The following is a 7,993-nucleotide window of genomic DNA, read 5'->3' as shown; positions in this document are numbered from 1 at the left end:
GCTCCGGCTTCCGCGGCGGCCTGTTCTTCGCCTCGCTGTTCCTGGGGGCCTTGCTCGGCAAGGTCTTTGCCGGCGTCATGGCGATGACCGCGCCGTCGGCCGGCATCGATCCGGCGGTCGCCGCCGTCGTCGGCATGACCTCGCTTGCGGTCGGCGTCGTCGGCGGTCCACTGACCATGACGTTCCTGGCGTTGGAATCGACCCGCGACCTGACGCTCACCGGCGTGGTGCTGGCGGCCTCGATCATGTCGGCGATCCTGGTGCGCGAGACCTTCGGCTACTCCTTCTCGACCTGGCGCTTCCATCTGCGCGGCGAGACGATCCGCAGCGCCCATGACGTCGGCTGGATGCGCAGCCTCACTGTCGGCTCGATGATGCGCAAGGATGTCCGCACCATCCCTGCCTCGACCACGCTCGCCGAATTCCGCAAGGAGGTCCCGCTCGGCTCCGGACAGCGCGTCATCGCCGTCGAGCAGGCCGACCAATATGTCGGCATGCTGCTGGTGCCGGAACTGCACAGCGATCGCTCCGACGGCGATACGCCTGTGAGCGCGCTGGCCCAATTCAAGGATGCGGTGCTGGTGCCTTCGATGAACGTCCAGACCGCGGCCGAGACCTTCCAGCGCACCGGGGCCGAAGAACTGGCGGTGGTCGAGGACTTCGACGAGCGCATCGTTCTCGGCCTGCTCACCGAAAGCCACCTGATGCGCCGTTACGCCGAAGAGCTCGACAAGGCGCGCCGCGACCTGTCGGGCGAGGGTTGACCCCGATCGACAGCCCGGCCAATAAGACGTCAATCCCGGAAGCTTTCCCATGCAAGTCAAGCGCAACGGCGATATCTCGTTCTGGTATGCGGATCTGGGTCACATTCCCGCGCCGCGCCCGCCTTTGCCGGGCGACATCGAGGCGGATGTCGCGATCGTCGGCGCGGGCTATACCGGACTGTGGACAGCCTATTACCTGAAGAAGGCAAGACCCTCGCTGCGCATCGTGCTGCTCGAGCGGGAGTTTGCCGGCTTCGGCGCGTCGGGTCGCAATGGCGGCTGGCTGTCGGGCGGCTTCGGCTGGTCGCGCGAGAAATATCTCAAGACCTCGACTCGGCAAGGCGTCACCGCCATGCAGAAGGCGATGGCAGGCTGCGTCGACGAGGTGATCCGGGTGGCGACGGAAGAGGGCATCGATGCCGACATCCGCCGCGTCGACAATCTGACGGTCGCCACCAATCCGGCGCAGCTGGAACGCGTGCGCGAGGAATGCGAGACGATCCGCGCCTGGGACGCCGATCCCGAACGCATCGAGCTGCTTGACGCCGAGGCGACACGGGCGCGCATCAACATCCGGAACGTCATGGGTGGCTTCGTCATCCATGGACAGGCGCGCGTGCAGCCCGCAAAGCTGGTGAGAGGGCTCGCGGCGGCGGTCGAGCGTCTCGGCGTTTCGATCTACGAGAAGACGACCGTGACATCCATCGCCAAGGGCCTTGTGACCACGGACCGCGGCACGGTGCGGGCTGAAACCATCATCCGGGCGACGGAAGGGTTCACAGCCGGGATCCCTGGCGAGGAGCGGACATGGCTGGCGCTCAACAGCGCGCAGATCGTCACCGAGCCGCTGTCGGAAGAACTCTGGCGCAGGATCGGCTGGGAGGGGCATGAGCTGCTTGGCAATGCCGCGCATGCCTATTGCTATGCCCAGCGCACGCGCGAGGGGCGCATCACCATGGGTGGACGCGGCGTGCCCTACCGCTACGGCTCGCGCACCGACGTCAACGGGCAGACGCAGCAGGCGACGATCGACCAGCTGCACACGATCCTGACGACGCTTCTGCCGCAGACGGCGGGGTGCCGCATCGATCACGCCTGGTGCGGCGTGCTCGGCGTGCCGCGCGACTGGTGCACGACGGTCGGCCTCGATCCCGCGACGCGCATCGGCTGGGCCGGCGGCTATGTCGGGCTCGGCGTGTCGAGCTCCAATCTCTCCGGGCGCACGCTCACCGATCTGGTGCTCGGCCAGAACACCGAACTGACGCGGCTGCCGTGGGTCAACCGCAAGGTGCGGCCCTGGGAGCCGGAGCCGTTCCGCTGGTTGGGCGTCCATTCGATGTATCAGCTCTACCGCATCGCCGACCAGCGCGAGGCCGCGGGGCTTGCACGCGCCTCGAAGCTTGCCGCCCTTGCCGACGCCATTACAGGCCACTGATCGGCCGGAAGATCAGTGATCGATCGGGCCTTTGGGCGACACAAGCGTCGTGCCGGCGGTGGTCGGGCGCTCGATCATGCGGCGCACGCGCGGCGGGTTCTCGCCGCTGTGCAGCGCGCGAATGCGTTCGCCGACCACGGCATCGGCGTGGGTGGCGCGCCGGTTGTGGCGGATATACTCGACCCAGGTCGGCGTGTGGTAGTGCTCGATCCACACTGACGGATTTTCGAGATCCCGCGCAAGTGTCCAGTTGCGCGCGCCGTCACGGCGGCGGATGCGGCCGCGATCGGCCATGGTCGCCAGGAATTCCGGCACGTCCTCCTCGCGGATGATGTACTCGATCATGATGGCGATCGGGCCGCTGCGCGGCTTGAGATCGAGCGACAGCATCGGCTCCTTGAAGCGGTTGAGCGGATCGAGGTTGAGGACCGTCTGCTTCGGCAACGGAAGGAAGAAACCGATGGCCGCGCCGGCAAGCATGGCGCCCGCCGCCGCGATCAGCGCAATCTCGGCGCCATGCGCGTCGGCGACGACGCCCCAGATCCAGCTGCCCAGCGCGATGCCGCCGAAGGTCGCCGTCTGGTAGATCGACAGCACGCGGCCGACCACCCAGCGCGGCGTCGACATCTGCACCGTGACGTTGAAGTGCGAGAGCGCGATCACCCAGCAGGCGCCGCCGATCAGCAGGCCCGCCGATGTCTGCCAGGCATTGTGGCTGACGGCGGCGTCGAGGGCGCAGAGCGCAAAGCCGGCGAAGGCGGCGCGCACCATCGTTTCGCTCGACAGCAACTGCCTGAGCCGCACGCTGATCAGCGCGCCGCCGACCGCGCCGATGCCGAAGGCGCCGAGCATGATGCCATAGGTCAGCGCATCGCCCTTGACGACGTCGCGCGCCACCAGCGGAAGAAGCGCCAGCACCGCGCCGGCGCTGAAGCCGAACGCCGAGCCGCGGACCAGCACCTTGGCGATGTTGGGCGACATGGCGACATAGCGCAGGCCGGCGCCCATCGCGGCACCGAGCGACTCGCGCGGCAAGGTTTGCTCGGGCAGCGCCGGCCTCCAGCGGGCAAGCACGAGGATCAGGCCGATATAGCTGATGGCGTTGGCGGCAAAGGCTGCGGCCGCGCCGGCTGCGGCGACGATGATGCCGCCGATGGCCGGGCCGACGCTGCGGGTGATGTTGAAGCCCAGCGAGTTGAGCGCGACCGCCGCCGGCACCTTGGCGCGCGGCACCATGTCGCCGACCGAGGCCTGCCATGACGGGCTGTTCAGCGCCGTGCCGCTGTCGATCAGGAAGGTGAAGGCAAGCAGCGTCCAGGGCGTCATCCAGCCTTGCCAGGTGAACAAGGTGAGAAGCGCCGAGACGACCAGCATGAAGGTCTGCGCCACCAGCATCACCTTGCGGCGGTTGAAGCTGTCGGCGATGGCGCCGGCGACGAGCGCGAACAGCATGATCGGCAAGGTGGTCGAAGCCTGGACCAGCGCCACCTGGTAGGGCGAGGTGGCGATCGTGGTCATCATCCAGGCGGCGCCGACGCCCTGGATCAGGCCGCCGAAATTCGACACCAGGCTGGCCGACCAGACGGCGCGGAAGATGCCATGCCGGAACGGAGCCAGCGCGGAGACGCGTTCGCTTTCCGGCTCGTCGTCGATCATGGTTGCGCCTTCGTCCGCTATGCAGGCTCGCCTTGCCCCGAAGGGATGGCGACTCGCCAAAGAGTGCGACCCAACAATAGGACGGCAAAGGCGAAAATGCGTCGGCGAAGCTTTAAACCAAGCATCTTGCCGGTCTGGACCAAAATTTCGCGATTTTCGCGCCTTCAGCCTCGGCCAGGCCTATCGTGTCGCTGCTCATGCAAGCCCAAGCGCTTGTCTGCTTCGCGTCAGAAGCCGTGTTCGATACGCTCGAAGATGACGTTGGTGAAGGCCGAGATCTGGCTGCCGATGAACGGCCCGGTCAGCGCTACCACCAGCATGATGGCAACGATCTTCGGTACGAAGGTCAGCGTGATTTCCTGGATCTGGGTCAGCGCCTGGATGAGCGCGATGCCGATGCCGACCACCATCGCCACAAGCACAACGGGGGCGGAAGCGGTGAGAACCGTCCACACCGCGTACTGGACGATATCGAGGGCATCGGCCTCATTCATCGGCTGGCCCTGCGCGAAACCGGTTAGGCGGCCGGCTTGATCGACACGCCCGCGCCGACCGGGACCTGGGTGCCGTCCTGCAGCACCGCGATCAGGCCGCTGCTGGAAAGCGTCACCGAAGCCACCGTGCCGGTGGTCTTGCCGTCGGCCGAGGTGATCGAGCGGCCGATCAGCGCGTCGGCCTGCGACAAGGCCGAGGACTGCATGATCTGGTCGAGCTTGGTGTTGGTCTGCACCGACTGCTCGACCTGGGAGAAGGTGGCGAGCTGGGCAACATATTGCGTCGAATCCATCGGCTTGGTTGGATCCTGGTTCTTCATCTCGGCGATCAGAAGCTTCAGGAACGACTGGTAGTCCACCGCCGTCTTCGAGGTCTGCTGGCTGGCCTGGTTGGCGCCAACCGGGATCGTTGTCGTCATGTCGACGGCCATCTTATGCTCCTACAGCCAGTGCGCGGGGCGTTTCGGGAATGTCGTCATTGTCCTCGAGCGCCTTGCGTTCGAGGGGATAGAGCGCGCGGATCGCCTTCAGCGCCTCATAGATATCGTCCTCGCCGACCATGCGGTCGATCTGCTTCAGGCTGTTGCAGATGTCCTGGTTGTCGAAGCTCGCGATCAGCATCGGCAGCGAGCGGCGGAACATGTCGCGCGCCTCCGCGGCGCCTGCCGGGTTGATCAGCATGATCTGCACGATGAAATAAAGCTGCCTGAGCGGCGTCGAGGCCTGGTCGGCCTGGATGACGTGGCTTTCGAGCAGGAACTGCACGTCGTTCATCAGCTCGATGGTGACCTTGCGGTCGACGCGGATGACAGCGCCGTTGACGTAGATCTTCTCGTTGGGCTTCAGCGAGATCTTCAGCGTGTTGGTCATTGGATGCCGTCTCGGATGATCTGGGAGACCTCGATCAATCCTTCGAAATTGTTGGTGCGGCCCTGGCGGATGTCTTCCGTCTCGCGCAGCAGCCACAGGCCGATCGAGATCAGGTTGGCGCGAAGCTCCTTGGGGAGCGCGTTGTCGCTGGAGCCGAGATCCTCGACGAAGGTGGTCCAGATGCGGTTGGTGAAATGCAGCGCTTCGACCGCTTCCATCGATTCGGTGCCGACGGCGGCTGCCGCTGCCAGCATGTCGATCGATCGGGTGAGCAACTGCCGCTCCCGGTCCTTGGCATCGGCGACGGAGTCGGTCTGGATGTCGGCGTAGGAGAATTGATACATCGTCGGCGCTCTGGCGTTCCGGTTTAGGTGTTCAAGTCAGATAGTTGAGCAGGCTGAGCTGCTGCAGACGCGCGGTCAAGGCGAAGGACGTCTCGATATGCTGCGTCAGGTCGGCGACGCGGGTCGCGGCCTCCGACGGATCGACGCCCTCGAGATCGACGATATGCTTCTCGAAGAGGTCGACCTGGGTTTTCATGCGGTCGCTGGCATCGGACACGCGTTGCTGGGCAATGCCCGTCTCGGCCCGTATCTGGGTAATGCCACTGATGGCTTCGCCGACCAGCGTCTGGGCGCGGCCGACGACGGCGTTCTGGGCGGCCTCGCTGATATTGCCGGTGAGCAGGCTGCTGACCATGGCGGACGCCATGGCAAGCTTGCGGATGCCCTGCTCATTGGCGCTGACCGAGGTCTGGGTGGTCTCGTTGAGCGAGATGCGGCTGGTGATCTGGTCGTCGGTGGCGCTCGACCAGTTGGCTTGCCAGCCGGCGCCCAGGAATTGCGGCTCGACCTGTGTGGTGATGAAGTCGTCCATCTGCGCGGCGGTGATGTTGGCCGCCGCCGGGTCGGTCTGGGCAAAGCCGAAATAGCTCGAAAAGGCGGCGTCGAAGGCGGCCTTGGCCGGCGAGCCGGCGGCGTTGAAATCGTCGATCGGCTTGACGTCGGTGTTGGTGCCGGCAAACAGATATTCGCCGTTGACGCTGGTGTTGAGGATGCCTGTCATCTGCTGCAGCGCCGAGGCGCCGGCGGTCTGCAGGATGCTGGTCGAGGAGTCGCCCGAGACGCCGCTGGTCAGCGCCGACAGGAAGCTCTGGGCGGTATCGGCGATCTGGCCGAGCGAATCCTGGGTCGATGTCAGGCGCGCCGAAACGAGCGCGTTGGAATCGACGATGCCGTTCAGCCGGTCGAGATCGCGCTGGAAGGTGACGGCCTGGGTCGTGCGGGCGCCAAGCGCCAGGCCGACATCGGCGACCGTGCCGGTCTGCGATTCCTTCGTCGCCTTGACGAGGTCGGCCTGCATCTTCGCCTGCTGGTAACGCAGCGCGTTGGAAATGGCAGCAGAGGAAACGCCTGTCGCTTTCATGAATTATCCCACCGCGCTCATCAGGGCGTCCAGCATATCGCTTACCGTCTTCATCATATGCGCCGAGGCCTGATAGGTGTGCTCGAGGTCGAGGAGCAGGGACATCTCCTGGTCGACATTGACCCCGGTGTCGTTGGACAGCGCCTCGGCCGTGCGCGCCGCCAGCGCCTGCTTGCTGTCCGCATTGGTCGAGGCCTGCTGGCGCACGCCTTCGAACCAGCCGATGGCATTGGCCGCGTAGTCGGAGACGCCGGAGCCGACGGTGATGCCGGCCGAGCTGTCGAAGGCCATCGGCTGATCGAGCTTGCTGGAGTAGCCGATCAGAAGGTCCGCATAGGATGCGCCGCCGCCGGTGTTGGCGACATAGGCCGCGCCGTTGGCGCCGCCATCACGCAACAGCGCGGGGTTGCCGCCGGCGCCCGGATCGAAGGCGGCGTTGACGCTGATCGTGCCGGCAAGGCCGTCGACCAACGTGCCGGCGGCTGGAATCGCCGGCGCGCCCGACCATGTGAACAGGCCGGTCGCATTGGGTTGCGACGATGAGGTCTCGGCAAATGCCGTGACAAGGCCACGCGCGATTTCGTCGAGCTGGCTCTGCATGGTCGAGGCAACGCCGTCGCGCAGCTTCAGAAGGCCTGCGAGCTTGCCGTCGGCGGTGGTGTTGTCGCCGGTGCCGGCCGAGACCGGCACATTGTCGATGTAGATCGTGTTGCCGGCCGTGCCGGCCGAATAGCCGGACGACGGCGTGAAGGTCACCGAGCGCGGCACGGTCTCGAACAGCGTTGTGCCGTCCTTGGTGGTGATGACCATGTCGTTGTCGCCGCGCGTGAAGGTCGAGACGGGAACATACTCCGATATCTTCTTCAGGAGAGCGTCGCGCTGGTCGAGCGCGTCGGACACGTCGGTGCCGGAACGCGTGCCCGAGATGACCGCTTTGTTGGCGTCCTGGAACTGGCTGAGCAGCGAGTTGAGATCGTCGACGGCGGTGGCGATCTGGCTGTCCGCCTGGGTGCGGAAATCCTGGATCGCCTGGGTGCCGCTGTTCAGCGAATTCACCACTTGCTTGGCGGCGTCGACGACGCTGGTGCCGAGGTTCTGGTTCGACGGCGTGGTGGCGTAGAGCTGCAGGGCTTTCTGCAGGTTGGCGATCGCGGTGGAGGGGGACGACGCATTGTCGACCCCGTTGACCGACAGATCGAGCTGATCCATGCCGTCGTAAAGCGCGCTCTGGCCGCTCCATGCCGACAGCGCCGAGAGGTTCTGCCGGAACAGAAGATCATTGGCGGCGCGCTGGATTTCCACCGCCCTGGCGCCGGGCGCCGTGCTGGTCACCACGGCGATGCGGCGGG

General features: G+C 65.8%; 9 protein-coding genes. 2 read left to right on the top strand and 7 right to left on the bottom strand.

Annotated features, from left to right (window positions below; translation table 11 throughout):
* Together EOD07_RS14285 and EOD07_RS14280 are read left to right on the top strand one after the other, a co-directional pair.
* Window positions 1–764, top strand: a 764-nt coding sequence (locus tag EOD07_RS14285) for a chloride channel protein (RefSeq protein WP_164772244.1), incomplete at its 5' end; no start/stop codon positions are given.
* Between the two features lie 49 nt (window positions 765–813).
* A complete protein-coding gene (locus EOD07_RS14280; protein WP_127235931.1) occupies window positions 814–2,199 on the top strand; it encodes an FAD-binding oxidoreductase in 1,386 nt (461 codons plus the stop codon).
* 12 nt (window positions 2,200–2,211) lie between these two features.
* Here EOD07_RS14280 and EOD07_RS14275 read toward each other — a convergent pair whose 3' ends face one another.
* The 7 genes from EOD07_RS14275 to flgK form a co-directional block, all read right to left on the bottom strand.
* Complete coding sequence (locus tag EOD07_RS14275) at window positions 2,212–3,855, bottom strand: MFS transporter (RefSeq protein WP_127235930.1); 1,644 nt, start codon at window positions 3,853–3,855, stop codon at window positions 2,212–2,214.
* Between the two features lie 227 nt (window positions 3,856–4,082).
* Entirely contained in the window at window positions 4,083–4,349 is a 267-nt protein-coding gene (fliQ, locus tag EOD07_RS14270) for a flagellar biosynthesis protein FliQ (RefSeq protein WP_040989996.1), read from the bottom strand.
* A gap of 23 nt (window positions 4,350–4,372) precedes the next feature.
* The gene (gene flgD, locus EOD07_RS14265) at window positions 4,373–4,780 is read right to left on the bottom strand and encodes a flagellar hook assembly protein FlgD (RefSeq protein ID WP_027165132.1); all 408 of its coding nucleotides are present in this window, start codon (window positions 4,778–4,780) and stop codon (window positions 4,373–4,375) included.
* Between the two features lies 1 nt (window position 4,781).
* Window positions 4,782–5,219, bottom strand: a complete 438-nt coding sequence (gene flbT / locus EOD07_RS14260) for a flagellar biosynthesis repressor FlbT (RefSeq protein ID WP_127235929.1) — start codon at window positions 5,217–5,219, stop codon at window positions 4,782–4,784.
* Entirely contained in the window at window positions 5,216–5,563 is a 348-nt protein-coding gene (gene flaF, locus EOD07_RS14255) for a flagellar biosynthesis regulator FlaF (protein WP_040989989.1), read from the bottom strand. The genes flbT and flaF overlap by 4 nt, the downstream gene beginning before the upstream one ends.
* Before the next feature lie 31 nt (window positions 5,564–5,594).
* Window positions 5,595–6,644: a flagellar hook-associated family protein gene (locus EOD07_RS14250; RefSeq protein ID WP_127235928.1), complete on the bottom strand. Its 1,050-nt coding sequence runs from the start codon at window positions 6,642–6,644 to the stop codon at window positions 5,595–5,597.
* Window positions 6,645–6,647: 3 nt separating this feature from the next.
* Window positions 6,648–7,993 (bottom strand): flagellar hook-associated protein FlgK (gene flgK / locus EOD07_RS14245; protein ID WP_127235927.1); only part of this gene is annotated, 1,346 nt, incomplete at its 5' end.

It is taken from the genome of Mesorhizobium sp. M2C.T.Ca.TU.002.02.1.1, from assembly GCF_003997225.1.
Note: the sequence above shows the minus strand (reverse complement) of the source record. Positions and strands in the feature narration are given on the sequence as shown.

What these genes read in the sequence shown, in the direction of transcription:
- fliQ (WP_040989996.1), bottom strand. Translation starts at nt 4,349, where the DNA reads ATGAATGAGGCCGATGCCCTCGATATCGTCCAGTACGCGGTGTGGACG.
- EOD07_RS14280 (WP_127235931.1), top strand. Translation starts at nt 814, where the DNA reads ATGCAAGTCAAGCGCAACGGCGATATCTCGTTCTGGTATGCGGATCTG.
- EOD07_RS14275 (WP_127235930.1), bottom strand. Translation starts at nt 3,855, where the DNA reads ATGATCGACGACGAGCCGGAAAGCGAACGCGTCTCCGCGCTGGCTCCG.
- EOD07_RS14250 (WP_127235928.1), bottom strand. Translation starts at nt 6,644, where the DNA reads ATGAAAGCGACAGGCGTTTCCTCTGCTGCCATTTCCAACGCGCTGCGT.
- flaF (WP_040989989.1), bottom strand. Translation starts at nt 5,563, where the DNA reads ATGTATCAATTCTCCTACGCCGACATCCAGACCGACTCCGTCGCCGAT.
- flgD (WP_027165132.1), bottom strand. Translation starts at nt 4,780, where the DNA reads ATGGCCGTCGACATGACGACAACGATCCCGGTTGGCGCCAACCAGGCC.
- flbT (WP_127235929.1), bottom strand. Translation starts at nt 5,219, where the DNA reads ATGACCAACACGCTGAAGATCTCGCTGAAGCCCAACGAGAAGATCTAC.